The sequence below is a fragment of the Micromonospora sp. WMMD735 genome (genome assembly GCF_049178995.1).
Lineage (GTDB): Bacteria > Actinomycetota > Actinomycetes > Mycobacteriales > Micromonosporaceae > Micromonospora > Micromonospora wenchangensis.
In genome coordinates, this window is the sequence record NZ_JBMHMJ010000002.1 from 6,446,990 (window position 1) to 6,473,902 (window position 26,913).

The following is a 26,913-nucleotide window of genomic DNA, read 5'->3' on the forward strand; positions in this document are numbered from 1 at the left end:
CGCGGCCGGCCCACCCGCCCGCAGCAGCACAGCCACGAAGGGGGCACCGATGGCCGCCATCTCCCGCGAGGAGGTCGCGCACCTCGCGCGACTGTCGCGGCTCGCCGTCACCGAGGAGGAGCTGGACACCTTCGCCGGTCAACTGGACGTGATCCTCCAGTCGGTCGCGCAGGTCGGCGAGGTCACGGCGGCGGACATCCCGCCGACCTCCCACTCGGTGCCGCTGACCAACGTGCTCCGCGACGACGTGGTGGTGCCCGGACTGACCCCGCAGGAGGCGCTGTCGGGTGCCCCCGACGTCGCCGAGCAGCGGTTCCGCGTCCCGCGCATCCTGGACGAGGACGTGGCGTCGTGAGCGGACGTGTGGTTGACACCGGGCGTGACAGGCGAACCATCGAGCCCAGTGCGCCGGCTGCCCGGGGCACCGGTGAGCGGAGCGAGGCGACGGCATGACCGACCTGACCAGAATGACCGCGACCGACCTGGCCGGGCTGGTGGCCTCGGGGGAGACCTCCGCCGTCGAGGTGACCCGGGCCCACCTGGACCGGATCGCCGCCGTCGACGACCGGGTGCACGCGTTCCTGCACGTCGACACGGAGGGGGCGCTGGCCGCCGCCCGTGCCGTCGACGAGCGCCGGGCCGCCGGTGAGCAGCTCGGGCCGCTGGCCGGGGTGCCGGTGGCGGTGAAGGACGTGCTCACCACCAAGGGCGTGCCGACCACCGTCGGCTCGAAGATCCTCGAAGGCTGGCGTCCGCCGTACGACGCGACGATCGTGCAGCGGCTGCGCGCGGCCGGCACGGTGATGCTCGGCAAGACCAACATGGACGAGTTCGCGATGGGTTCCTCCACCGAGTACTCGGCGTACGGCCCGACGCACAACCCGTGGGACACCGACCGGATCCCGGGCGGCTCGGGCGGGGGCAGCGCCGCCGCGCTGGCCGCGTACGAGGCCCCGCTGGCCATCGGCTCCGACACCGGCGGCTCGATCCGCCAGCCCGGCGCGGTCACCGGCACCGTCGGCGCGAAGCCCACCTACGGCGGCACCTCCCGGTACGGCCTGGTCGCGTTCTCCTCCTCGCTGGACACCCCCGGCCCGTGCGCCCGCACCGTGCTCGACGCGGCGCTGCTGCACCAGGTCATCGGCGGGCACGACCCGCGCGACTCCACCTCCATCCCGCAGCCGGTGCCGGACGTGGTGGCCGCCGCGAAGCTCGGTGCGACGGGCGACCTGACCGGGGTGCGGCTCGGCATCGTCAGGGAGTTCACCGGTGAGGGCGCGGAGCCGGGCGTGATGGCCGCGTTCCGCGAGTCGGTGGACACCCTGGCCAAGCTGGGCGCGGAGATCGTCGAGGTGTCCTGCCCGCACTTCCGGTACGCGCTGCCGGCGTACTACCTGATCGCGCCCAGCGAGTGCTCCTCCAACCTGGCCCGGTTCGACGGGGTCCGGTTCGGGCTGCGGGTCGGCGACGACGGCAACCGGTCGCTGGAGGAGGTCATGTCGCTGACCCGGGAGGCCGGGTTCGGCGCCGAGGTCAAGCGCCGGATCATGGTCGGCACCTACGCGCTCTCCTCGGGCTACTACGACGCCTACTACGGGCAGGCGCAGAAGGTCCGTACCCTGATCACCCGCGACTTCACCTCGGCATTCGAGCAGGTCGACGCGCTGATCTCGCCCACCACGCCGTTCGTGGCGTTCCCGATCGGGGCGCGCACCGCCGACCCGTACCAGATGTACCTGGCGGACCTGTTCACCATCCCGACGAACCTGTACGGCGGGCCGGGCATCTCGGTGCCGTGCGGCCTGTCCGAGGGGCTGCCCGTCGGGCTGCAGGTGATGGCCCCGACGATGGCCGACGACCGGATGTACCGGGTCGCCGCCGCGCTGGAGTCCGTGGTCGGCACGTTCACCCCACCGGCACTGTGAGGCTGGAGTTCAGATGACGACGACACTGCCCGCGTACGACGAGGTCGTTGCGCGTTACGAGCCGGTGATCGGCCTGGAGACCCACGTCGAGCTGGGCACGAACACCAAGATGTTCTGCGGTTGCCCGACCGACTTCGGCGGCGAGCCCAACACCCGGGTCTGCCCGGTCTGCCTGGGCCTGCCCGGCTCGCTGCCGGTGGCGAACAAGGCGGCGATCGAGGCGACGATCCGGATCGGCCTGGCGCTGAACTGCTCCATCGCGCAGTGGTGCCGGTTCGCCCGGAAGAACTACTTCTACCCGGACATGCCGAAGGACTTCCAGATCAGCCAGTACGACGAGCCGCTGTGCTCCGACGGCTACCTGGACGTCGAGGTCGACGGCGAGCTGGTGCGCATCGGCATCGAGCGGGTGCACCTAGAGGAGGACACCGGCAAGACGCTGCACGTCGGCGGGGCCACCGGCCGCATCCATGGCGCGACCGAGTCGCTCGTCGACTACAACCGGGCCGGCATCCCGCTCGTGGAGATCGTCACCAAGCCGGTCCCCGGCACCGGTGCGCTCGCCCCCGAGGTCGCCAAGGCGTACGTGACCGAGCTTCGGGACGTGCTGCGCTCGTTGGGTGTGTCCGACGTCCGGATGGAAGAGGGGTCGCTGCGCTGCGACGTCAACACCTCCCTCAACCTGCCGGGGCAGGAGTGGGGCACCCGCACCGAGACCAAGAACGTCAACTCGTTGCGGTCGGTGGAGCGGGCGGTCCGCTCGGAGATCCTGCGCCAGGCGTCGGTGCTCGACGCGGGGGGCCGGATCACCCAGGAGACCCGGCACTTCCACGAGGACACCGGGGACACCACGCCGGGCCGGTCCAAGGAGACCGCCACCGACTACCGCTACTTCCCGGAGCCGGATCTGGTGCCGCTCGCCCCGGACACCGCCTGGGTGGCCGAGCTGAAGGCTGCCCTGCCGGAGCTGCCCCGGCTGCACCGTCGCCGGCTCCAGGAGCAGTGGGGCCTGTCCGACCTCGACATGCAGTCGGTGCTCAACGCCGGTGCGGTCGAGCTGATCGAGGCGACCGTGGCGGCGGGCACCACCCCGGCGGCGGCCCGCAAGTGGTGGCTGGGTGAGCTGTCCCGCCGGGCCAACGAGACCGGCACGGAGCTGGCCGACATCGGGGCCACCCCGGCGCAGGTCGCCGAGCTGCAGGGGCTGGTCGACGCGGGCAAGCTCAACGACAAGCTGGCCCGTACCGTGCTGGAGGGCGTGGTCGCCGGCGAGGGTTCGCCCACCGAGATCATGACCAACCGGGGTCTGGAGGTGGTCTCCGACACCGGCGCGCTCACCGCCGCCGTGGACGAGGCGATCGCCGCCAACCCGGGCATCGCCGACAAGATCCGCAGCGGCAAGGTCGCCGCAGCCGGTGCGCTGGTCGGCGCGGTGATGAAGGCCACCCGTGGCCAGGCCGACGCCAAGACCGTCCGTGACCTGGTCCTGGAGCGCCTCGGCGTCCAGGGCTGACCGAACGGGACGGAAGCCGGGGCTTCCCGCCCGCAACGGCGAGGGCCGCCGTCGTGACCCGACGGTGGCCCTCACCCCTTCCCCGGGGTAGGCGCGCGACCCGCGCCGCCCCTCCCAGCGAGGGCGTCAACGGCGACGCCCGGATGGAGTTCCCGTGAACGAGCACGACCTCGACGTCCTCGACGAGATCCAGCGACGGGTGCTGTGGCTCGCCACCCGGATCGTGGACGCGGCCAACCACGACCGGGACACCGGCGACGGGGTGAAGGTCGGTGGACACCAGGCGTCGAGCGCCTCCCTGGTCACCGCGATGACCGCGCTGTGGTTCGCCCACCTGGACGCCGAGGACCGGGTGGCGGTCAAGCCGCACGCCTCCCCGGTGTTCCACGCGATCCAGTACCTGCTGGGCAACCTGGACCGGTCGTACCTGACGCGGCTGCGGGCGCGGGGCGGGTTGCAGTCGTACCCGTCGCGGACCAAGGACCCGGACGCGGTGGACTTCTCCACCGGCTCGGTCGGGCTGGGCGCGGCGGCACCGCTGTTCGCCGCGGTCACCCGCCGCTACGTCGACGCCCACTTCGGGGCCCGCCCGCACTCCCGGTTCGTCGCGTTGATCGGTGACGCCGAACTGGACGAGGGCAACATCTGGGAGGCGGTCGCCGACCCGGCCACCACCGGCCTGGGCAACGTGATGTGGCTCGTCGACTTCAACCGGCAGTCGCTGGACCGGGTGGTGCCCGGCATCCGGATCGACCAGTGGCGCGGGCAGTTCGAGGCCGCCGGCTGGCACGTCGTCGAGGTCAAGTACGGCCGCCGGCTGGCGCAGGCGTACGCCCGGCCGGGCGGTGCGGCACTGCGTGACTGGATCGACCGGATGCCCAACGAGCAGTACCAGTCGCTGTTCGGGCTGACCGGGCCGGAGCTGCGGCAACAGTTCCTGGACGGCGCACCGGACGGGATCGCCGGGTGCATCGCCGACCTCACCGACGAGGAGCTGGCCCCGCTCGTCACCGACCTGGGCGGGCACGACCTGGCGGCGATGCTCGACGCGTACGCCCAGTGCGACGCGGTGACCGACCGGCCCAGCGTCGTCTTCGCGTACACCGTCAAGGGGTGGGGGTTGCCGATCGCCGGCAACCCGCGCAACCATTCGGCGTTGCTGTCCACCGCGCAGGTCGACGCGCTGCGGGCGGAGCACGGCCTGACCGCCGCGACCGAGTGGGACCGGCTCGACCCGGCGAGCCCGGCAGGCATCCGGGCCGGCGCGCGCCGCGAGGCGCTGGCCCGCGCGCCCCGGCACCGGTCGCTGGGGGTCACCCTTCCGGAGAGCACCGGGGTACGCACCCACAAGCCGGTCTCCACCCAGGAGGTCTTCGGCCGGGTGCTGGTGGATCTGGCCCGGGACCCGCAGGTGGCGCCCTACCTGGTCACCACCGCGCCGGACGTGGCGACCTCCACCAACCTGGCCGGGTTCATCAACCGGACCGGGGTGTTCGCCCCGACGGAGCGTCGGTCCTGGTCGCAGGACCGGATGCTGCGCTGGACGGAGAGCCCCGCCGGGCAGCACATCGAGCTGGGCATCTCCGAGATGAACCTGTTCCTGCTGCTGGGCCAGCTCGGCCTGGCGTGGGACCTCTCCGGGCAGCCGCTGCTGCCGGTCGGCACCGTCTACGACCCGTTCGTGCTGCGCGGGCTGGACGCGTTCCTCTACGGCACCTACTCGGGTTCCCGGTTCGTGGTGGCCGGCACCCCGTCGGGGGTCACCCTGGCCCCCGAGGGCGGTGCCCACCAGTCCACCATCACCGCCTCCGTCGGCCTGGAACTGCCCGGCGTCACCCTCTGCGAACCGGCCTACGCCACCAGCCTCGACTGGCTGCTCTGCGACGCGCTCGGTCAGATCGCGCAGGGTTCGGCACCGGCCGCCACCGCGGCACCGGCCGAGGACGGGGCGTACTACTTCCGGCTGAGCACCCGGCCGCTGGACCAGAGGCCGTTCGAGGCGGCCCGGGCCCGCCTCGGCGACGCGGTGCTGCGCCGGCAGGTCGTCGCCGGGGCGTACCGGCTGGTCGACGCGCACCAGGCGCACCCGCAGCTGGCCGACGCGCCGGTGGTGACCCTGGCCGCCTCCGGGGCGGTGCTGCCGGAGACGCTGGCCGCCGCCGCCGAGCTGGCCGAGGAGGGCGTCGCCGCGCACGTGGTCGACGTGACCAGCCTGGACCGGCTCTACCGGGCCTGGCAGCGCACCCTGCGCCAGGGCGTGCGTACGGCGACCGTGCCGAGCGTGCCGGGGGCGTTGCGGGCGGCCTTCGGGGACCGTACCCCGCTGGTGACCGTGCACGACGCCGCCTCGCACGCGATGGCCTGGCTCGGCTCGGCCCTCGGGGTGCCGGCGGTGCCGCTGGGGGTGGACGAGTTCGGCCAGTCCGGCAGCGTCCGCGAGCTGTACGAGCTGCACGACCTGCTTCCCGGCAGCATCGTCAACGCCGCCCTGGCCGCCCTGTCGCTGCGCTGACCGCAGGCGGATCAGCTGGTCGGGCTGGGGGTCGGCGAGGTGGGGGTCGGGCCGGTCCCGGAGGGGGACGGGGACTCCGAGCCGCCCCGGGTCGGGGTGGGGGTGACCGGGACGTCGGCGCCCTTGGCCGGGTCGCGGATCACGTGCCGTTCCAGGTTCACCTGGGCCTGCCCGGTGCCGCCGACGGTGATGTCGTCGTAGGCCTGGAGCAGCTTCTGCTGGTCGAAGTAGAGCACCGTCATCGACAGCGGGGTCGGCTTCTCACCCTCCAGGCCGCGCAGCCCGGCGCCACCGGTCGAGCCCTCCACCATCAGCTGGGTGGGCTGCTGGCCGTCCACCTGCGGCAGCTTCGAGATCTGCCGGGCGTGGGTGTGCCCGGCCAGCACCAGCGGGCAGGTGCCCGAGAGCGGACCGGCCGAGGCCGGATCGTGCACCAGCGCGATGTTCACCGGTCGCGGCGACTGGCGGATCGTGGTGGCGAGCGTCTCGCCGGCCCCGATCACCTGGTTGGCGACCTGCGCGGTGAGCCCGCTGCCGGCCGGGGAGGTCTCCTTGTCCGGGGTGAACCGGGGGTCGCCGATGCCGGCGATGGTCAGCCCGGCGACGGTGGTGGTCGAGTTGTTCAGCACGACCGCGTTCGGCTGTCGGGCCACCGCCGCCGCCGTCCGGGGTGAGTCGTGGTTGCCCCGGATGTAGACGTACGGCTTCTTGAGCAGCCCGATCGAGCCGACGTACGACGCCTCGGGTTCGCTGCCCCAGTCGGTCAGGTCACCGGTGTCGATCACCACGTCGATGCCGAACTGTTCGACCACGGTGCGGATCAGCTGCCAGCCCGTCGGGTTGAGGTGCATGTCGGACACGTGCAGCACCCGGGTGGTCCCCGGCGCCGGTTCGTACACCGGCAGCGCCGAGACGGTGGTGTAGAGCTGGCTGACGTTACCGACCAGCCGCTGCAACTGCTCGGCGTAGCGGCTGTAGTCGTTGGCGATCCGCCGCGCGTCACCGACGATCGCCGGGGCGTTGACCAGCAGGCCCTCGTAGCGGGGTTCCTCGATGGACTGCGGGCGGACGGTGCCGGCCGCCAGGCCGAGGCTGCCGGCGGTGACCGCCAGGGCCACCCCGCCGGCCCAGGCGGTCCGTCGGGTGTCCCGGAAGACCAGCGCGGCCAGCAGCAGGGTGACCAGCACGGCCGCCCCGAGGGTACGCAGACCGAGCCGCAGCACCCCGTTGCGGACGTCGGTCACCGCCGACTGGCTGGCCCGGCTGATGCTGGCCGGGTCGTCGATCAACGCCTCGGTCTTGCGCTGGTCCAGCGCGCCGAGCCCGACCGTCAGGTGGGTGGGGCCCTGGTGGCTGTCGAGCTGGAGTGCGCCCAGCGGGGGGATGTCGACGGTGGTGCCGCCGCGCACCGCCGGGGCGAGGGTCAGGTCGGCGCGGAACGGGCCGATGTCGGTGCTGACCCGACCACCGGCGAACACCCCGACGACCGTCCCGGTCAGGGCGACCAGCAGCACCGCCAGCACCACGCCGGCCCGGCGGGCCCTGGCCGACCGCAGGGCCGACCACCAGGTCCGCCAGCGTCGCTCACGCCGGTCGGGAAGGTCCGTCTCCCCGGGTCCGCGTTGCTCGTTCTCCTGACCGCCCATGATGAGATTCTGACCTGCCCCGTGAAAGATCTTGGCAAACCCGACAGACGGACGGCCGATCCGCCCGGTACCTGCCCGGCTGTCCGGCCCGTCGGCGTGTCGTCAGCTCCGGCCGGCCCCGCCGTCGGCGAAGACCAGCCGCAGCAGCCGGTCGTCCTCCGGGGTCGGCTGACCCCGCCCGTCGTGGTTGGAGGTGGAGACCCAGAGCGAACCGTCCGGGGCGGCGGCGACCGCCCGCAGCCGACCGTACTTCTCGGTGAGCAGTTCCCGGGGCGCGCCGAGCACCGAGCCGGCGTCGGTCAGTTCCACCAGCCAGAGCCGCTCGCCGCGCAGGCAGGCGGCGGCCAGCAGCCGACCCGTGGCGGCCAGCCCCGAGCAGGACGCCTCGTCGGTGCCCCACTGCACGATCGGATCGACGAACCTGCCGTCGCCGGCCTGCCCCTCCACCGTCGGCCAGCCGTAGTTCGCGCCCTTGTCGATCTTGTTGATCTCGTCCCAGGTGTTCTGCCCGAACTCGGTGGCGTACATCCGTTTCCCGGTGTCCCAGGCCAGGCCCTGCACGTTCCGGTGCCCCAGCGACCAGACCGGCGAGCCGGGGAACGGGTTGCCCGCCGCCGGCTTGCCGTCCGGGGTGATCCGCAGGATCTTGCCGGCCAGGCTGGCCCTGTCCTGGGCGGCGTCCCGGTCACCGGCGTCGCCGGTGCTGACGTAGAGCTGCCCGTCCGGGCCGAACGCCAACCCGCCGCCGTTGTGGTTGCCGGCCTTCGGGATGCCCGTCAGGACCGGCGTGGGGGTACCGCCCAGCGTCAACCGGGCCACCCGGTTGTCCTGCTCGGTGGTGTAGTAGACGAAGACCGTCCGGTCCTGCGCGTACGCCGGGGAGACGGCGATGCCGAGCAGGCCCGCCTCGCCGGACGCGGCCACCCCCGGCACGGTCTGCGCCGGGGTGACGGTCAACCCCTGTGGCCCCGACTCGGGACCGACCTTGAGGATCCTGCCGCTGTCCCGCTCGGTGACCAGCGCCGCCCCGTCGGGCAGGAAGGCGATGCCCCACGGCACCCGCAGCCCCTTCGCCAGCACCGTGGCCACCACCTGCTGCTCGGGGGTGTTCGCCGACGCCGACGGGGTCGGCAGGTTGGGGGGCTCACCGGCCGGATCGGGCTCCGGCGGGCCGAAACTGCACCCGCTCAGCAGCAACGCGGCACCGGAGGCCGCCAGGGCCGCGCGGACCCGGACGGTGCGGGGGTACGGGAGACGGGCGCTCACCCGCCCCAGCCTAGCCCGCGAATCCCGGTCGGCCGGGCCACCGGGGACGGCGCACCGGCCGGTGACCGCCTCAGCGGGCCCGCAGGGCCAGCAGCGCCACGTCGTCCTCGCGCCGGTGACCGGTGCCGAGCAGCAGGTCACACAGGTCGGCGGCGGGACGGACGCCGGCGGCGGCGACCCGGGCGCACAACTGGGCCATCCCCTCGTCGATCGACTGGTCCCGCCGCTCCACCAGCCCGTCGGTGTAGAGCAGCAGGGTGTCCCCGGGGGCGAGCAGCACCCGTGCCCCGGTGCGCGGGGTCGGCCGGGTCAGCCCCAGCAGCGGCTCCCGCCGGCCGTCGAGCAGCCGTACCGTGCCGTCGGCGGTGACCAGCAGCGGCGGGGGATGACCGGCATTGCACCAGGTGACCGCCACCCCGCCCGCGACCTGCCGCAGTCGGGCCAGCACCGCCGTGGCGGCGGTCGGGATGCGCAGTCCCGAGATGGTGGCGTCCAACCGCCGCATCAGCTCCTCGACCGGGTCGTCCCGGCCGAACGCGTTGCCCCGCACCAGGTTGCGCAGCTGCCCCATGGTCGCAGCGGCCTCGATGTCGTGGCCGGCGACGTCGCCGATCGCCGCCACCAGGTCGCCGTCGGGCTGGACGAAGGCGTCGTACCAGTCGCCGCCCACCTCCACCCGGTCGGCGGCCGGCTGGTAGCGGGCGGCCAGCTCCACCCACTGGCTCTGCGGCAACTGCGGCAGCATGCTGTGCTGCAGGACCTCGGCGACGTGCCGCTGCTCGCCGTAGATCCAGCCGTTACCGACCGCCTGTCCGGCGCGGCGGCCGATCTCCAGCACGGTGCCCAGGTCGTCGTCGTCGAAGGCCCGCCGGCCGGGCCCGTTGACCAGGGTCACCGCACCCATCACCGTGCCCCGGCCCGGGGCCGGCACGGGCACGGTCAGGTGTGAGGCGAAACCCAGCCGTTCGGCGAGGTCCACCAGTTCCGGGGCGTCGCTGGCCCGCCGGACCTCGTCCAGGTCGGCCACGCCGCGCAGCACCGGCTGGCCCGTCCGCAGCACCGTCCGGGTGACCGAGGCGGGGCCGAGCCGGCGCAGCGCCACCTCGCCGAACCGGGTGATGTCGGCGGCGCGGGCCGGGTCGCGGTGCACGGCGGTCACCCAGCGGGGCGCGCCGCCCTGGTCGATCAGGGTCACCATCGCCCAGTCGGCCAGCCGGGGCACCACCGCGTCGGCCAGCCGCCCCACCGCCGTCTCCACGTCGAGCGTGCCGGTCAGCTCCTCGCTGAGCGAGGCGAGCAGGTTGAGCCGCTCGTGTGCCTGCTCGACCAGCCGGCGGGCCGCCTCGGCCGCGTCCAGCGCGATCCGCAGCCGCAGCTCCGAGGAGCAGGCCGCCGCCAGGTCGGCAAGCGTCCGTAGCTGCGCCTTCGTCCAGGCCCGGGGCTTGCTGTCGATCGCGCACAGCGAGCCGAGCACCCGGCCGTCCAGGTCGGTCAGCGGCATCCCGGCGTACGCGACGACGCCCAGCTCCGGCACGGCCAGATTGTCCCGCACCCGGGGGTAGAGCCGGGCGTCCGGCAGTACCAGCGGGATCTCGGTGTCGATCACGTGCTGGCAGAACGAGTGGCTCAGCGGGGTCTGCCGGCGGGCGGCCCACGGCTCGGGCAGCCCGACCGCGCCGGGGAAGAACTGCCGGGTCTCGGTGACCAGCGAGACCAGCGCCACCGGCACGTCGAGCAGGTCGCTGACCAGCCGGGCGAACCGGTCGAACGCCTCGTCCGGTGTGGCGTCCAGGCCGGTCTCGGTCAGCGACCGCAGTCGGGCCGGATCGGCCAGCGCGGCGATGCCCGCGTCCGGCCGTACGGTGCGTTCGGTCATCGACCACCTGTCTGCCGTGATGGGGAGGACACCGTTCGGCGTTCCGACCCCCGGTTATACCCGTGCCGCCCGACCGTCACCCGTGGCCGTGGCGACATGGCCCGGTACGGCGTCGTCCCCCGGCCCGTCGGCACCGCCCACCTGCCGGAGGGCTATCGTCGGCACGCGTGAAGGTATGGATTCCGCACCCCGAAGGGGTCGAGCTGCTCGGTGCCGTCCCGGCCGGTGTCACGGTACAGCCGTGGACCGACCCCGCGAATCCGCCAGGCGACCCGGCCGACGTCCGGTTCTGGGTGCCGCCGTTCCTGGCCGGGGTGGACACCACGGCGATGCTGGACCGGCTGCCCGACGTGGCGGTGGTGCAGCTGCTCTCCGCCGGGGCGGACGCCTGGACGGGCCGGGTGCCCGCCGGGGTGACCCTCTGCGACGCCCGGGGGGTGCACGACGCCGGTACCGCCGAATGGGTGGTCACCGCGATCCTCGCCCAGCTGCGCGGCTTCCCGGAGCTGGCCCGCGCGCAGGCCCGCCGGGAGTGGGCGTACGACCGGGTCGCGCCGACCGACGAGCTGACCGGCAAGCGGGTGCTGATCGTGGGGGCCGGGTCGATCGGCGCGGCGGTCCGGGCCCGGCTGGCTCCGTTCGACGTCACCTTCACCCTGGTCGCCCGGACCGCCCGGCCGGACGAGGGGGTGCACGCGGTGACCGAGCTGCCGCGCCTGCTGCCGGAGGCCGACGTGGTGGTGCTGCTGGTGCCGCTGACCGATGCCACCCGGGGGCTGGTCGACGCCGCGTTCCTGGCCGCCATGCCGGACGGGGCGCTGCTGGTCAACGCCGCCCGGGGCCCGGTGGCGGACACGGTGGCGCTGGTCGCGGAGCTGACGTCGGGGCGGCTGCGGGCGGCGTTGGACGTGACCGACCCGGAGCCGCTGCCGGCCGACCATCCGCTCTGGGAGCTGCCGAACGTGCTGCTCACCCCGCACGTGGCCGGTTCGGTACGCGGGCTGCTGCCCCGGGCGTACCGGCTGGTGGGGGAGCAGGTGCGCCGGTTCGTCGCCGGGTCACCGCTGGTCAACACGGTGGTCGACGGATACTGACCCGGGCGGGGCCGACCTGTCGGTGGGGTGCCCCGGCTCAGCGCGCGTCCGGCAGGGGCTGCCCGGTGACCGCGACCAGCCGGGGCAGGTCGACGCCCCGGACGGCGGGCAGTGGCAGTTGGTGCCCGTCGGTGAGCCGGACGACGGCCCGGCCGCGCGGGTCGGCGGCCAGCTCGACGACCTGCTCCCAGGGGATGCGCCGGCCTCCGGCGAGCGCCCGCAGCCGCAGCCCGCGCGGGTCGGCGTCGGTGCCGGAGCGCCAGGCCCAGACCGCGACGGTCAGCGGGACCAGCAGCACCGGCAGCAGGTACCACCGGGCGGCGGCCAGGGGCAGCGCGCCGATGGTGGCGATGACGGCCGCGACCAGGATGGCCTGGTTGTGCCGGAAGCGGATGGTGTCGGCGCGACTCACCCCCCGATGATTCCACCCGGGGCCGTGGCGGCACCGGGCGGGCGGCGGACCGGCCGCGACCGGCGCTACCCGGTGATGTAGGTCACGACCGGAGGGCATAACCGGGAGGGTGGTGCCTCGTTGAACCGCTAACCCTCCGCCGCACCGCGCCGTGTCCCCCTCACGAAGGTGACCGCCGTGACCGTCGCCCGCCCCCTCCGCCGCCCACCGTCCGCACCCGTGGTGCTCACCCTGCTGGTCGCGTTCCTCCTCGTCGTCGCCGCCCTGGTCGGCGCCGTCGCGCCGCTGGCCGCCACCACGATGGCCGGCGCGGGCGGCTGTGCCGTGGCCGCCGCCCGGCTGCTCCGCCTCACCGCCGGCGACGGGCCGGACCATCGCGTCCGGCACCGCCGGGCCGCCGTCCTGCTCACCGTCGCGGCGGCCGTGGTCGGGACGACCGTGGCGGTGCTACCGCTGGCCCCGGCGTCCCACCGGGCCGGGGTCGCGGCGGTCGGGCTCGGCGCGGCCACGCTCGTCTACGCGCTCGGCCTGCTCCTGCTGCCCGGCCACTCCCGGCTGACGCCCCGGGCCCGGTGGCGGCGCGGCGTCGACATCCTCGGTCTCGGCACCGCCCTGCTCTTCGCCGGCTGGGTGCTGGTCCCGCCCGGCCCGGTGCCCCCGGTGGTCCGGGTGGTCACCGTCGCGGGTGCGGGTGTCCTGGCCGGGCTGCTGGTGGGCGCGCTGGCCGGGCACCGTCGCCATCCCGGTGCGGCCCGGTGCCGGCTCGGCGTGGCGGCGGTCCTGCTCGGCCTGGCCGACCTGGTGGTGCTGCTGGCCTACCGGGCCCCCACGGTGACGCTGCCGACCGCGGTGCCGCTGCTGCTCGGCGGGGCCCTGCTGACGGCCGTCGGGATGGCCCGGGTCGCGGCGGGCGACCCGGCGGTCCCGACGGGTCCGTCGCCGGCCTGGCCCCGGGTGACCGCGCCGGCGGCGGTGGCGACCGTGGCGGCGGCCGGCCATCTGGCGTTCGTCGGCGGCTTCACCCCGACCGCCGTCCTGCTGGGGTTGGCGGTGATCCCGCCGCTGGTGGCCCGGGAGTTCATCTCCGTCACCGACCAGCGGCGGTGGGCCGGGCGGTTGGCCGCCCGCGAGGCGTACTTCCGCACCTTGGTCGCCGGCGGTCGTGACCTGGTCCTCGTCCTCGACGACGGGTTGCGGGTGCGCTGGCTCTCGGCGGCCGGTGAACGCTGGTTCGGGCTGCGTCAGGAGGCGGTGTGCGGACGGCCGCTGGCCGACCTGTTGCATCCGGACGACGCGCCGGGCGTCCTGACCCGGCTGGCCGGGCGGTCCGGCAGCGCCGTCGCGCCGCTGCCGGGCGATGCCGTCGCGCCGCTGCCGGACGACCCGGCCACGCCGCTCCTGGTGGCCCGGATGCGGACCGGTGACGGCGGTTGGCGGGAGACCGAGTCGACGGTGAGTGACCAGCGGACCGTGCCGGAGGTGGGCGCGGTGGTGCTGCACGTCCGCGACGTCGGTGACCGCCGCCGGCCGGGGCGTGGGCGGCCCCGGGGCGGAGCCACCGACCCGCTCACCGGCCTGTCCACCCGGCGCGAGCTGCTGCGGGTGCTCGACGAACGGGGCGGCACCCCCGGCGCGCTGCTCCTGCTCGACGTGCACGGGCTCGGCCCGGCGCGGGACGCCGCCGGCCCGGACCCGCTCCTGGCCGCCACCGCCCGCCGGCTGCGCGACGTGGTCGGCCCCCGGGACCTGGTCGCCCGGTTGTCCGGGGAGGAGTTCGCGGTGGTCACCGACGCCGGCCCGGTCCCGGCGTACGCGTTGGGCGAACGGCTGCTGGCCGCGTTGACCGAGCCGTGCCCGGTGCCGACCGGGATGGCCCGGCTCCGGGTCGGCGTGGGCCTGACCGAGCTGGCCGCGACGTCGCCGCAGGACGCGGTGCGCCAGGCCGACCTGGCGCGCCGCCGGGCCGTCCAGCTCGGCCGCAACCGGGTCGAGTGGTACGACGCCTGCCTGGAGGAGGAGCTGGTCCGCCGGCTGGACCTGGAACGGGAGCTGCCCGGGGCGGCGGCCCGGGGCGAGCTGGACCTGGTCTACCAGCCGGTGCTGGCGCTGGCCGACCGCCGACCGGCCGGCATCGAGGCGTTGCTGCGCTGGCGCAGCCCGGTGCTGGGCACCGTGCTGCCGGCCGAGTTCCTGCCGGTCGCCGAGGATCTGGGTCTGCTGGGGGAGCTGGGCCGGTGGGTGCTCGACCGGGCCTGCCGGCAGCTCGCCGACTGGTCGGCCGGTGGTCGGGAGCTGTGGCTGGCGGTCAACGTCACCCTCGCCGAGCTGTTGGCGCCGGATCTGGTGCCCCGGGTGGCGGCGGTGCTGGCCGGGCACGGCGTCCCGGCGGAGCGGCTGGTGCTGGAGATCGCCGAGTCGCGCCTCGGGGCCGACCTGCCCACGGTGGTGGCCCGGCTGGCCGGCCTGCGGTCGCTGGGGGTACGCACCGCGTTGGACAGCTTCCGGGCCGAGCACGCCTCCCTCGCCCAGCTACGTCGGCTGCCGATCGACCTTTTGAAGGTGCAGCCCCGGCCGGCCGACCCGGACGAGGATTCCCGCCCGTTGATCGACGTGGTGGTGGGGTTGGGGGAACGGCTGGGAGTGACCGTGGTGATGGCCGAGCTGGAGTCGGAGCCGGACGTGGCGCGGGCCACCCGGGCCGGCTGCCGGTACGGGCAGGGGTTCGCGTTGGCGCGTCCGGCCACCGCCGAGCGGGTCGAGGCGTACTTCGCGGAGTTTCCGACGACGTCCCGCTGACCGTCGGGGCGGATCGGGATGAACCGGTTCACCTCACCCGGGGCGGCGCGGTGCTGCCCCGGGGCGTCAGGTGCGCCGTCTCGTCCTGGAGCCCGCGCACCGGTTCACCGGCGATGACGGCGAGCAGCTGCCGGGCGGCGTGCGCGCCGTAGGCGGGGATGTCCCGGCCGAGCGCGGTCAGCGGCGGGTGCACCAGTTGGCACAGCGGGGAGTCGTCCCAGGCCACGATGGACAGGTCGGTGGGGACGCCGAGGCCCATCTCCTGGGCCACGGCGAGCCCGGCGATCGCCATCACGTCGTTGTCGTAGATCACCGCGGTGGGGCGTCTGGCGGAGCTGAGCAGCCGCCGGGTGGCGCGCGCCCCCTCCTCGCCGGTGTAGTCCGACCACACGGTCGCCGCGTCGGTGAGCCCGAGCCGGCCGCACACCTCGGCGAACGCGTCGGTACGGATCTCGGTGTGCAGCAGCGACGGCAGCCCGCCGATCCGGGCGATCTTGCGGTGGCCGAGGGCGACCAGGTACTCCACCGCCTCGGCGAGCGCCGCCGCGTCGTCCGACCAGACGTGGGCCAGCGTGCCGGTGTGCCTCGGCCCGCCGATCACCACGGCGGGCAGTTGCAGCTCCTCCAGGGCGGGCACCCGGATGTCGTCGGTCCGCAGGTCGCAGACGAGCACCCCGTCGACCCGCCGTTCGGCCCACCACCGGCGGTAGACCGCGATCTCCGCCTCCTGGTCGGCCACCACCTGGAGGGTCAGCGCGTACGACCGGGCGGAGAGTTCGGCCTCGACGCCGCTGATCAGCTCCATGAAGAACGGTTCGATGCCGAGTATCCGGGCCGGTCGGCACAGGGCCAGGCCGACGGCGTTGGCGGTGGCGCCGGAGAGCGCGCGGGCGGCGCTGCTCGGGCTGAAACCGATCTCGGTGGCGATCGCCAGGATGCGTTGCCGGGTGGCTTCCGAGACGCCCGGCTGCCCGTTGAGCGCGTACGACACCGCGCCCTTGGACACTCCGGCGCGTCGGGCGACGTCGGCGATGGTCGGCCGCTTCACCGGCGGTTTCCTCCACTTCTCGCGGCCTGGGCAGGCCGTTCTCGGGCCGGGGTCGCCGGCGGTCCTCACGCTACCGGTGCCCGGTCGGGCGGTCGTCCCCGGCCGTGGCCGGTCCCGATCGACGTGGGCGGCCGGTTCGCTTGCTCGGTTAAGTGTGCCGTTCGCGCCGGGCGGGATGCGTCCCTTCCACCTGCTGGAAGGGCTCGCTGAGCGTGTCGGCAGGGCGTTCGGGGCGGATCCGGTTACCGGCCGGGGGCGCTGTTAACCGGCCGTTGACAGTGCCCAGGGCGGGTCGTACGGTGGCCTGACTTATCCGGTTCAGTCGACGTTCCTCGATGTGTGGAGCGTTCCACAAGCGTGCGCGGAGGATGAGATGACACGGTCCTGGACCCGCTGGGCCCGCGCGGCGGCGGTCGGTGCCGTCAGCCTGACGCTGGTCGCGGCGTGCAGCGGTAGGAGCACCACCGGCGGGGACGGCGGCGGCCAGGTCACCCTGAAGATCAATTTCTGGGGCGACTTCGGTCTCCAGGACCTCAAGACCCGCTACGAGGCCGACCACCCCAACATCAAGATCCAACTCAACTCGGGCGAGTACAACGCCCAGCACGAGGATCTCCAGAAGAAGCTCGTCGCCGGCTCCGGAGCGGCCGACATCGCCGCCATCGACGAAGGCTTCATGGTCCAGTTCCGCAGCCAGTCCGACAAGTTCGTCAACCTGCTCGACAAGGGCGCCGGCTCGTACGAGAGCAAGTACCTGCCGTGGAAGTGGAAGCAGTCGCTGTCGGCCGACGGCAAGACCCAGATCGGCCTCGGCACCGACGTCGGCGGTCTGGCCATGTGCTACCGCACCGACCTGTTCGCCGCCGCCGGGCTGCCCACCGACCGCGACCAGGTCTCCGCCCTCTGGCCCACCTGGGACAGGTTCATCCAGGTCGGCCAGGACTACACCGGCCGGACGAAGAAGAAGTTCCTCGACTCCGGCACCAACCTGTTCAACCCGATCCTGGGCCAGCAGCCCGTCGGCTTCTACGACGAACAGGAACAGCTCCGGATGGAGCAGGGCCCCAAGGTCGCCTTCGACTACACGATCAGGGCGGTCCAGGCCGGTCTCTCGGCCAACCTGGCCAGCTTCCAGGCCGACTGGGACAAGGGCTTCACCGCCGGCTCGTTCGCCGTCCTCGCCTGCCCGGCGTGGATGCTCGGCCACATCAAGGACACCGCGCCCGGCACCCAGGGCAAGTGGGACATCGCCGCGGTGCCCGGTGGCGGCGGCAACTGGGGCGGCTCGTTCCTCACCATCCCCAAGCAGGGCAGGCACGTCGACGAGGCGTACGAGCTGCTGGAGTGGCTGGTCCAGCCGGAGCAGCAGATCGAGATCTTCAAGAAGGTCGGCAACCTGCCCTCGCAACCCGCGCTCTACGCCGACCCGGCGATCGCCGAGTTCACGAACCCGTTCTTCCACGACGCGCCGGTCGGGCAGATCTTCCCGAAGATGGCGCAGGGGCTCACCCCGCAGTACCTGGGCAGGAGGAACGGTCCGACCCGGGTGGCCGTGGAGAACGTCATCAACCGGGTGCAGAACGGCACCCTGAAGCCGGACGCCGCATGGGCCGAGGCGGTCAAGGAGGCGGAGAAGGCCCGCACCTCCTGACCGTGCGCCGCCCCGCCCCCGTACCGTCCCCGGCCCTGGAGGGTGCCCCGTGTCCACCACCCGTGCCGTGCCGCCGTCGAATCGCCGCACCGGTCCGGAGCGTGCCGCCTCCGGAGCCGGCGACCGGTCGCCCGGCTGGCGTGACCGGCTGTACCGGTTCGACCTGCGCTACCTTCCCTACCTGATGGTCGCGCCGTTCTTCCTGCTGTTCGGCGTCTTCGGGCTCTTCCCGCTGCTGTTCAACGGGATCGTCGCGCTGCGCAACTACCGGCTCGACGATCCCACCCTGCCCTACTGGGCCGGCCTCGCGAACTTCACCCGGCTCGGCGGTGACGAGGACTTCTGGAACGCGCTCTACAACACGTTCGGCATCTTCCTGCTCTCCTCGGTGCCGCAACTGCTGCTGGCGCTGGTGGTCGCCTCGCTGCTCAACCGCAAGCTGCGGGCGCAGACCTGGTGGCGGGTCGGGGTGCTGCTGCCGTACGTCACCCCGATCGTGGCCTCGACGATGGTGTTCAGCGTCTTCTTCTCCCGCAGTTTCGGGATGGCGAACTGGCTGCTCGCCGAGGTGGGCATCGGCGGGACGGGGGACGCCGCGATCGACTGGCGGGCCGACAAGCCGCACGCCTGGATCGCCATCGCCACGATGGTCAACTGGAAGTGGATCGGCTACAACGCCCTGCTCTACCTGGCCGCCATGCAGTCCATCCCGCGCGACGTCTACGAGGCGTCGGCGATCGACGGGGCCGGCCCGTGGCGGCAGCTCTGGCGGATCACCGTACCGATGATCCAGCCGGTGATCGTGTTCACGGTGGTGCTGTCCACCATCGGCGGGCTGCAACTGTTCACCGAACCGATGCTGTTCGACCTCAACGCGCAGGCCGCCACCGGCGGGCCGAACGGCGAGTGGCAGACCATCGCCCAGCTCATCTACAAGGTCGGCTGGAAGGACCTCAACCTCGGCTACGCCGCCGCCATGTCCTGGGCGCTGTTCCTGATCATCCTGCTGGTCACCGGCCTCAACACCCTGCTCACCAACCGCCTGTCGGGGGGACACCGGTGAGCCGGCGGCCCGCCCTGCTGGGTCGCGCGCCGCAGGACACCCCGGCCGGCCTCGGCACGTACCTGCTGCTGTCGTTGACCTTCCTGTTCGCCGCGTTTCCGCTGTACTGGATGTTCGTCATCGCCACCAGCGACGACGAGGCGCTGGCGAAGCTGCCCCCGGCGGTCGTGCCCGGCGACCGGTTCCTGGCCAACCTGGAGGAGGTCTTCTCCCTCCAGGACGTCTACTTCGCCGCCTCCCTGGTCAACAGCGTCATCGTGTCGACCGTGGTGACCGCCTCGGTGCTGTTCTTCTGCTCGCTGGCCGGGTTCGCCTTCGCCAAGCTGCGGTTCCGGGGCAGCAACGCGCTGATGCTGCTCGTCGTGCTCACCCTCACCGTGCCCAACCAGCTCGGCATCGTCGCGCTCTACGTCGTGATGGGCCGGCTCGGCTGGAACGGCACCCTGCTGGCGGTCATCGCGCCCGGCCTGGTCACCGCGTTCGGGGTGTTCTACATGCGGCAGTTCATCGTCAACAGCGTCCCCGACGAGCTGGTCGAGTCGGCCCGGGTCGACGGGGCGACCACCATGCGGATCTACCGCAGCATCGCGCTGCCGGCGATCCGCCCGGCCCTGGCGGTGCTGGGCCTGCTCACCTTCGTGGCCACCTGGAACGACTTCCAGTGGCCGCTGATCACGCTCAGCGGCACCGACTATCCGACCTCGATGGTGGCCATCTCCGATCTGGCGAGCGGCAACTACGTCATCTACCGTCGGGTGCTCGCGGGGGCGTTCATCGCCACGGTCCCGCTGCTGGTGATGCTCTTCATCGGCGGCCGGCAGATCGTCCGGGGAATCATGGAAGGCGCGGTGAAGTCGTGAACCGTCAGGCGTTGCATGAGGGATGGCAGTTGCGCGCGGTGTCCGGGCCGCAGGTGCCCGACGCCGTCGCCGGCCGGTCGGTACCGGCCACCGTGCCGGGTTGCGTGCACACCGACCTGCTCGCCGCCGGCCTGATCGACGACCCCTACCTCGACGCCAACGAGACGTCGCTTGCCTGGATCGGCCACACCGACTGGGAGTACGCGACCACGTTCGTGCACCGGCCCGGCGACGACGACCGGGTCGAGCTGGTCTGCGCCGGGCTGGACACGGTCGCCACGATCACGCTCAACGGCGTCGAGGTCGGCCGCACCGCGAACATGCACCGGTCGTACCGGTTCGACGTGGCCCCGGCGCTGCGGCCGGGGGAGAACACCCTCGCCGTCCGGTTCGCCTCGGCGTACCGCTACGCCGAGGCGCAGCGGGACCGGCTCGGTGACCGGCCCAACGCCTACCCGGAGCCGTTCCCGTTCATCCGCAAGATGGCCTGCAACTTCGGCTGGGACTGGGGGCCGACGCTGGTCACCGCCGGGATCTGGCAGGAGATCGGGTTGCACGCCTGGTCCACCGCCCGGCTCGGCACCGTCCGTCCACTGGTGACGGTTGTCGACGGGCAGGGCCGGGTCGAGCTGCACGTCGAGGTCGAGCGGGTGGCCGACGTGCCGCTGACCGTCCGCGCCGAGGTCGCCGGGGTGACCGGCGAGGCGACCGTCGCTGCCGGGCAGCGCACGGCCGTGCTGACCCTCACCGTCGTCGACCCCGAGTTGTGGTGGCCCCGGGGGTACGGCGCACAGCCGCTGCACCCGCTGACGGTGACCCTGGCGACGGCCGACGGTCGCCCGCTGGACACCTGGTCGCAGCGGATCGGCTTCCGCTCGGTACGCCTGGACACCACCCCCGACGCCCACGGCACCCCGTTCACCCTGCACGTCAACGACGTGCCGGTGCTGGTCCGGGGGGTCAACTGGATCCCCGACGACGCGTTCCCCACCCGGATCACCCGTGACCGGCTGGCCCACCGGTTCACCCAGGCCGCCGACGCCAACGTCAACCTGCTGCGGGTCTGGGGCGGCGGTCGGTACGAGTCGGCCGACTTCTACTCCCTCGCCGACGAGCATGGCCTGCTGGTGCAGCAGGACTTCCTGTTCGCCTGCGCGGCGTACCCGGAGGAGGAGCCGTTCGGCACGGAGGTCGAGGCGGAGGCGCGGGAGCAGGTGACCCGGCTGGCCGGGCACCCGTCGCTGGTGCTGTGGACCGGCAACAACGAGAACATCTGGGGCTGGCACGACTGGGACTGGCAGGAGCCGCTGGCCGGGCGCACCTGGGGGCGGGGCTTCTATCTCGACCTGCTGCCCCGGGTGGTGGGCGAGTTGGACCCGACCCGACCGTACTGGCCGGGCAGCCCGTGGTCGGGCGACGAGACGGTCCACCCCAACGATCCGGCGCACGGCACCACGCACATCTGGGACGTCTGGAACACCGACGACTACACGAGGTACCGCGCGTACGTCCCCCGGTTCGTCGCCGAGTTCGGCTACCAGGCGCCCCCGGCGTACGCGACGCTGCGCCGGGCGTTGTCCGACGATCCGCTCGCGCCCGACTCGCCGGGGATGGCGCACCACCAGAAGGCCGCCGACGGGGACGCCAAGCTGCGACGTGGCCTCGACGCGCACCTGCCCGCCCCGGCCGACTTCGACGACTGGCACTACCTGACCCAGCTCAACCAGGCGCGGGCCATCCAGCTGGGGGTGGAACACTTCCGGTCGCACCGGGACGTCTGCTCCGGCACCATCGTCTGGCAGCTCAACGACTGCTGGCCGGTCACCTCCTGGTCGGCCGTCGACGGCGACGGCCGCCGCAAACCCCTGTGGTACGCGCTGCGCCGGGCGTACGCCGACCGGCTGCTCACCGTCCAGCCCCGCGACGGTGGGCTGGTGCTGGTCGCGGTGAACGAGACCGGCACCCCGTGGCGGACCCCGCTGACGGTGACCCGGTCGACGTTGACCGGCGAGCCGAGGGCGAAGACGTCGTACCCGCTCGACGTGCCCGCGTACGCGGCGGTGACGGTGCCGCTGCCGGCGGACCTGGCGGTGGCCGAGGAGGAACGCCGGGAGCTGCTGGTCGCCGAGGCCGGGGACACCACCGGGCGGGCCCTGTGGTTCTTCGCCGAGGACCGGGACGCGCACTGGCCGGCGGCCCGCTTCGACGCGACGGTGGAGGCGGTCGAGGGCGGGCAGCGGGTCCGGGTCACCGCGCGGACCGTGCTGCGCGACCTGACGCTCTTCCCGGACCGGCTCGATCCGGCCGCCGAGGTGGACACCGCGCTGGTCACCCTGCTGCCGGGGGAGTCGGTCACGTTCACGGTGCGTTCCGGCACCCCGCTGGACCCGGCGGCGTTGACCACCCGGCCGGTGCTGCGCTGCGTGAACGACCTGGTCGAGGACGCGACCGGGGCCCCGGCGGGCTGACCGACGGGTCGCCCCTGCGCGCCGGCCGGCGACCTCTTGGCCGGCGCGGGGCGGGCCACCCCTTGACAGTCCCCGATGCGATCAGCGAGGGTCGATGCGTTCCGGGTGCGGCGGCGCGCTCCTTCCCTCGCTCGAAGGGCAGCCGTGATGTCGTCCGCGTTCACCCGCCGGCACCTGTTCCGCCTCGGCGGGGCCACCCTCGTCGTCGCCGCCGGCACCGGTCTCGGCCTGCCCGCCCTGGCCGCCGGCACCGTCACCGTCGACCTGGTGGTCTACGGCGCGACCTCGGCCGGCATCATGGCCGCCGTGCAGATGCGCCGGCTCGGCGGCACCGCCGTGATCGTCGAACCGGGCCGCCACGTCGGTGGGCTCACCACCGGCGGGCTCGGCTACACCGACAGCGGCACCAGCGCCGCCATCGGCGGCCTCGCCGGGGAGTTCTACCGCCGGGTGTACGCCCGCTACCAGGGCACCCCGGTCACCCCCGACTCGCCGATGCGGCTGGTCTTCGAGCCGCACGTGGCCGCCGGGGTCTTCGACGACCTGCTCACCGAGCACGCGGTCCCGGTCTACCTGGACGCCCCGCTGGCCACCGTCGCGCGGGCCGGCGACCGGATCACCGGGCTGGTCACCGCGCACGGGCAGCTCTTCACCGGCCCGATGTTCGTCGACGCGACGTACGAGGGTGACCTGATGGCCGCCGCCGGGGTGTCGTACACGGTCGGGCGGGAGGCCAACACCGCGTACGGCGAGACCATCAACGGGGTGCAGTTGCGCGGGGCACACCAGTTCACCCTGCCGGTCGACCCGTACGTGGTGCCGGGCGACCCGGCCAGTGGCCTGCTCCCCGGCATCTCCGCCGCCCCGGTCGCGCGCAACGGCACCGGCGACGAGCGGATCCAGGCGTACAACTTCCGGATGTGCCTGACCCGGGACGCCGGCCGGGTCCCGTTCCCGCAGCCGGCCGGCTACGACCCGGCCGACTACGAACTGCTGCTGCGGTACGTGCAGGCCGGCTACACCGGGCCGTTCTTCACCACCCAGAGCGTCGGCGGCGGCAAGACCGACTCGAACAACACCGGGGCGTTCTCCACCGACTTCATTGGCGCGAGTTACGCCTACCCGACGGCGACCCGGGCGCAGCGGGACAGCCTGACCTCCGACCACCTGACGTACCAGCAGGGCCTGATGTGGTTCCTGGCCAACGACCCCCGGCTGCCGGCGTCGGTGCGGTCCGGGGTCGCCGGCTGGGGCCTGGCCGCCGACGAGTTCACCGCCACCGGCAACTGGCCCCCGCAGCTCTACGTCCGCGAGGCCCGCCGGATGGTCTCGGCGTACGTGATGACCGAGCGGGACTGCCGGGGCAGCGTGCGGGTCGCCGACTCGGTCGGGTTGGCCAGCTACACCATGGACTCGCACAACTGCCAGCGGGTGGTGGTCGACGGCCTGGTGAAGAACGAGGGCGACGTGCAGGTCGGGGTGCCCGGCCCGTACCCGGTCAGCTACCGGTCGATCGTGCCCGCAGCCGGGCAGTGCGCCAACCTGTTCGTGCCGGTCTGCCTGTCGGCCACCCACATCGCGTACGGGTCGATCCGGATGGAACCGGTCTTCATGATCCTCGCCCAGTCGGCGGCCACGGCGGCGAAGCTGGCGCTCGACGCGGGCGTGCCGGTGCAGCAGGTGGACGTCGCGGCCCTCCAGGCCCGGCTGCGTCGGGACGGGCAGATCCTCGCCTGGCCGCCCACCGTCGACGGCGAGATCGTGGTGGACAACCGGTCGGCCGGGGTCACCCGGGCCGGCGTCTGGGTGGGCAGCACCGCGATCGGCGGCTACTGGGGGTCGGACTACGAGCACGACGGCAACACCGGCAAGGGCGTCAACCGGCTGCGGTTCACCCCGTCCCTGCCGACGGCCGGGAGTTGGGCGGTCCACCTGCGCTGGACCGCCGACCCGAACCGGGCCGGCAACGTCCCGGTCGACGTGGTGCACAGCGGCGGGGTGACCACCCGGATGGTCGACCAGCGCACCTCGGGCGGGCAGTGGGTGTCGCTGGGGACGTACCAGTTCCCGGCGGGCACGGCCGGCAGCGTGCTGATCCGCACCGAGGGCACCGACGGGTACGTGGTCGCCGACGCGGCCCGCTTCGTCCCGGCCTGACGGTGCTCACTTCTCGAAGACGGCGAGGACGTTGAGCCCGGGGCCGGACTTCAGGGTGCCCACGATCCGCAGCCCGTGCTGGTTGCCACGGCGGATCATCGAGTACGCGTAGATTCCCGTCTCGAAGTTGCGCCGACCCCGCAGAGAGAGCTGGAGCGACCTGTCGTTGAGGTGAACCCGGTAATCCACCCACTGGGCCGGACCGCCGTCGCCGATACCCCGTTCGAGCACGTTCATCGCGGCGATGGCGCTGTAGTTGTCCGAGAACCAGCGCCAGTACTCGCGCTTCGTCGCAGGCTCCTCGGTCTCCGGGTAGTGCGGCGGCAGCGTACGGACGGTGCGGGAGATCTCGGCCACCAGGTCGTCGAAGATCGCAACCACTCTTCCGGTCGCCAGTTCCGCGGCCAGCGGAATGATCGCCCGCCCGGCGGGAAGGTCGACGAAGACGAGTGCCCGGGGGCTGTCCCTGATGAAGTTCCGGTCGAGGTCGTCCAGCCAGCTCTCGTCCTGGGCGAATGTCACCCTGTCGGGCAGGTGGGCCGCATAGTGCAGGGCGAGTTGGAGGAGTTGCCGGTGCGGATTCCTGATCGGGTGAAGCTCGATCGAGTCCCCCTGCTCGGCCTGCGTCGACTTCTCGCGACCGTGCGTCCCCTCCAGGGCGACGTGGGCATCGAGGAACGGAAAGAGGGAGGCCAGCAGGTCCCTGGTTCCGATGCGGGCCCCCAGCTTTCCGCTGGTGCTGCTCCGCGAAACCCGGATGTCCCTGGTCGACAGAGTGATCTTGCCGGTCTCGTGTTCGGGCATGACCACCGCGTCGTAGAACGCCGACACCTGATCCCGGTCGATGAACAGCGGGGCGTCGGCAAGCCAGGAGAACGGGAGTTCCGGTTCTGCGTCCGGGCGCGGATGAGCGCTCATCTCTCCCCAACGGTGCTCGGTGATCCGTACCGCTTCCGGTCCTCGCGGCCCTGCGGCACCGTCCACCGTAGAACACGGCGTCAGCCCTGGACGGGTCCCGACAGGCGATCAGCGCGATAGCGGTGTTGCGACCGCGCCGCCGCGTTGGGTACGTTCTGCGGCACGCCGTCGAGCCGGAAGGAGGTCAGAACGATGTCCGATGTTCTGCGCCCCCTCCGCGTCCCGGCGTCCACGCGGATCTGACCGGGGCGTTCGCCTTCCGGAGGATTCCCCATGACCGACCTGGTCATCCGCCCGCTCGTCGCGGGCGAGGAAGATCTGTTCGAGTCCATGCCCGACCCGCTGCCCCACCTGCGCAAGGTCGGTTACGCCGACGGTGTCGCCGGGGGTGGCTATCGGCCCGAGCGCACCTGGATCGCCCTGCGGGGCGGCCGGGTGGTCGGTCGGGCCGCGTGGCTCCTGCCGCCCGGGGCCGCCGGTGCGCCCTGGCTGGACCGCTTCGACCTGACCGCCGAACCTGAGGCGGGTGCTGCGCTGCTGCGGGCGGCCCACGAGGCGCTCGGTGGCCCGTACCCGTACCACGCCGGGCTGCCCGCGCACTGGCGGCGGCGGCCGGAGGTGCTCGCCGTGGTCCGGGCCCCGCTGGCGGCGGCCCGGCTCGCCGGGCTGGTCGAGCGCGGTGAGCGACTCCGCTGCTCGTGGGCGGGCACCCCGCTGCCGGCGGCCGCCGGCAGCTACGCGTTCCGCCCGGCCACCGACGGCGGCGAGGTCGACGCCCTGGTCGCCCGGATCGCCGAGCCGGACGTGCTGACCGGCCGGGAGATCGCCCTTGCGGTGGCCGGCGTGGACCTGGCCACCGCTCCACGGGCCTGGCTGACCGCTGCGACCTGGCGGATCGCCCTGGCCGACGGGGAGCCGGTCGGCCTCGCCGGGACGACCGGGGACGCCTGTTTCCCGCAGCTCGGCTACCTCGGCCTGCTGGACGGGGCGGCGCGGGGCGAGTTGCTTGCCGACTCGGTCGCGGCGTTGGTGGCCGAGGGGGCACGGGAGGTGGTGGCCGACGCGGACGCGCACCGGGTGGCGGTGGTCGCCGAGCTGGAACGCACCGGGTTCCGGCAGTTGCGTACCCGGCTGTTCTTCGAGCCCGCCACGGTTTCCGTCGACTGATCCGTACGGCGTGCCCCCGGCCGGTCCGCCGGGGGCACGCCGCCTGACCCGACCACGAACCGGGAGTCACGAACCACGCGACAGTCGACTTGAAGAATTTCGCAAGTGCTAAAGTGTTCACGACGTCGACGGAAGAAGGTCCCGGGTGTCGGTCCCGCTGTACCAGGCCAAGGCGGAGCTGTTCCGCACCCTCGGGCACCCGGTGCGCATCCGGGTGCTCGAACTGCTCCAGGACGGCCCGAAGCCGGTCCGCGACCTGCTCGCCGTCATCGAGGTCGAGCCGTCCAACCTCTCCCAGCAGCTCGCCGTGCTGCGCCGGGCCGGCATGGTCACCTCCTACCGGGACGGCCCGCTGGTGATGTACTCGCTGAGCACCCCCGACGTGGCCGACCTGTTGGCCGCCGGCCGACGCATCCTCGGCACCGTCCTCACCGACCGCGACGCCCTCCTCGACGAACTCCGCGCCGATCCCGCCCCGACCGCCGGCAGCGCCGCACCCGCCTCCGTCGCGGCCGGCGACGGGCCCCGAACCCCCACGAAC

Annotated in this window: 18 protein-coding genes and 1 pseudogene; 13 read left to right on the top strand and 6 right to left on the bottom strand. The window is 73.3% G+C overall.

The annotated features are described in order from the left end of the window. Positions 1–49: 49 nt before the first annotated feature. The 4 genes from gatC to ACN268_RS28285 all read left to right on the top strand — a co-directional run bounded on the left by gatC (position 50) and on the right by ACN268_RS28285 (position 5,950). Entirely contained in the window at positions 50–355 is a 306-nt protein-coding gene (gatC, locus tag ACN268_RS28270; protein ID WP_088641698.1) for an Asp-tRNA(Asn)/Glu-tRNA(Gln) amidotransferase subunit GatC, read from the top strand. 94 nt (positions 356–449) lie between these two features. Then, on the top strand, positions 450–1,925 hold the full coding sequence (gene gatA, locus ACN268_RS28275; protein ID WP_088641697.1) for an Asp-tRNA(Asn)/Glu-tRNA(Gln) amidotransferase subunit GatA: 1,476 nt from the start codon (positions 450–452) through the stop codon (positions 1,923–1,925). A 13-nt stretch (positions 1,926–1,938) separates the two neighbouring features. Continuing rightward, positions 1,939–3,438: an Asp-tRNA(Asn)/Glu-tRNA(Gln) amidotransferase subunit GatB gene (gene gatB, locus ACN268_RS28280; RefSeq protein WP_421486024.1), complete on the top strand. Its 1,500-nt coding sequence runs from the start codon at positions 1,939–1,941 to the stop codon at positions 3,436–3,438. A 154-nt stretch (positions 3,439–3,592) separates the two neighbouring features. Further along, positions 3,593–5,950, top strand: a complete 2,358-nt coding sequence (locus ACN268_RS28285) for a transketolase-like TK C-terminal-containing protein (protein WP_421486026.1) — start codon at positions 3,593–3,595, stop codon at positions 5,948–5,950. A gap of 11 nt (positions 5,951–5,961) precedes the next feature. Here the strand turns inward: ACN268_RS28285 and ACN268_RS28290 are convergent, their stop codons facing one another. From ACN268_RS28290 to ACN268_RS28300, 3 genes are all read right to left on the bottom strand, one after another. Then, entirely contained in the window at positions 5,962–7,596 is a 1,635-nt protein-coding gene (locus ACN268_RS28290; RefSeq protein WP_421486028.1) for a metallophosphoesterase, read from the bottom strand. Between the two features lie 102 nt (positions 7,597–7,698). Beyond that, complete coding sequence (locus ACN268_RS28295; protein ID WP_421486029.1) at positions 7,699–8,862, bottom strand: PQQ-dependent sugar dehydrogenase; 1,164 nt, start codon at positions 8,860–8,862, stop codon at positions 7,699–7,701. A 70-nt stretch (positions 8,863–8,932) separates the two neighbouring features. Continuing rightward, positions 8,933–10,738: a GAF domain-containing SpoIIE family protein phosphatase gene (locus tag ACN268_RS28300; RefSeq protein ID WP_421486031.1), complete on the bottom strand. Its 1,806-nt coding sequence runs from the start codon at positions 10,736–10,738 to the stop codon at positions 8,933–8,935. A gap of 167 nt (positions 10,739–10,905) precedes the next feature. Between ACN268_RS28300 and ACN268_RS28305 the strand changes: the two genes are divergently transcribed. Beyond that, a complete protein-coding gene (locus ACN268_RS28305; RefSeq protein WP_421486032.1) occupies positions 10,906–11,832 on the top strand; it encodes a 2-hydroxyacid dehydrogenase in 927 nt (308 codons plus the stop codon). Positions 11,833–11,869: 37 nt separating this feature from the next. Here the strand turns inward: ACN268_RS28305 and ACN268_RS28310 are convergent, their stop codons facing one another. Continuing rightward, a complete protein-coding gene (locus tag ACN268_RS28310; RefSeq protein ID WP_421486033.1) occupies positions 11,870–12,244 on the bottom strand; it encodes a PH domain-containing protein in 375 nt (124 codons plus the stop codon). Positions 12,245–12,421: 177 nt separating this feature from the next. Between ACN268_RS28310 and ACN268_RS28315 the strand changes: the two genes are divergently transcribed. Then, entirely contained in the window at positions 12,422–15,040 is a 2,619-nt protein-coding gene (locus ACN268_RS28315) for a putative bifunctional diguanylate cyclase/phosphodiesterase (RefSeq protein WP_421486034.1), read from the top strand. A gap of 28 nt (positions 15,041–15,068) precedes the next feature. Here ACN268_RS28315 and ACN268_RS28320 read toward each other — a convergent pair whose 3' ends face one another. Then, positions 15,069–16,088: a LacI family DNA-binding transcriptional regulator gene (locus ACN268_RS28320; protein ID WP_363795349.1), complete on the bottom strand. Its 1,020-nt coding sequence runs from the start codon at positions 16,086–16,088 to the stop codon at positions 15,069–15,071. Between the two features lie 373 nt (positions 16,089–16,461). Between ACN268_RS28320 and ACN268_RS28325 the strand changes: the two genes are divergently transcribed. The 5 genes from ACN268_RS28325 (at position 16,462) to ACN268_RS28345 (ending at position 24,287) form a co-directional block, all read left to right on the top strand. Next, on the top strand, positions 16,462–17,739 hold the full coding sequence (locus tag ACN268_RS28325; protein WP_421486036.1) for an ABC transporter substrate-binding protein: 1,278 nt from the start codon (positions 16,462–16,464) through the stop codon (positions 17,737–17,739). A gap of 49 nt (positions 17,740–17,788) precedes the next feature. Continuing rightward, a complete protein-coding gene (locus ACN268_RS28330; RefSeq protein WP_421486037.1) occupies positions 17,789–18,802 on the top strand; it encodes a carbohydrate ABC transporter permease in 1,014 nt (337 codons plus the stop codon). After that, a complete protein-coding gene (locus tag ACN268_RS28335) occupies positions 18,799–19,662 on the top strand; it encodes a carbohydrate ABC transporter permease (RefSeq protein WP_421486038.1) in 864 nt (287 codons plus the stop codon). Before ACN268_RS28330 ends, ACN268_RS28335 begins: the two co-directional genes overlap by 4 nt. Beyond that, positions 19,659–22,130 carry a glycoside hydrolase family 2 protein gene (locus ACN268_RS28340; protein WP_421486039.1) on the top strand — a complete coding sequence of 824 codons (2,472 nt, stop codon included), beginning with the start codon at positions 19,659–19,661 and terminating at the stop codon, positions 22,128–22,130. Before ACN268_RS28335 ends, ACN268_RS28340 begins: the two co-directional genes overlap by 4 nt. Before the next feature lie 147 nt (positions 22,131–22,277). Beyond that, the gene (locus tag ACN268_RS28345) at positions 22,278–24,287 is read left to right on the top strand and encodes an FAD-dependent oxidoreductase (protein ID WP_421486041.1); all 2,010 of its coding nucleotides are present in this window, start codon (positions 22,278–22,280) and stop codon (positions 24,285–24,287) included. A 6-nt stretch (positions 24,288–24,293) separates the two neighbouring features. On the opposite strand, the gene ACN268_RS28350 is transcribed toward ACN268_RS28345, so the two are convergent. After that, entirely contained in the window at positions 24,294–25,205 is a 912-nt protein-coding gene (locus tag ACN268_RS28350; RefSeq protein ID WP_421486042.1) for a hypothetical protein, read from the bottom strand. A 273-nt stretch (positions 25,206–25,478) separates the two neighbouring features. On the opposite strand from ACN268_RS28350, the gene ACN268_RS28355 reads away from it, so the two are divergent. Beyond that, entirely contained in the window at positions 25,479–26,372 is an 894-nt protein-coding gene (locus ACN268_RS28355) for an acetyltransferase (protein ID WP_421486044.1), read from the top strand. A gap of 145 nt (positions 26,373–26,517) precedes the next feature. Next, a pseudogene (locus tag ACN268_RS28360) lies at positions 26,518–26,838 on the top strand (ArsR/SmtB family transcription factor); the annotation flags it as partial. Positions 26,839–26,913: the final 75 nt, after the last annotated feature.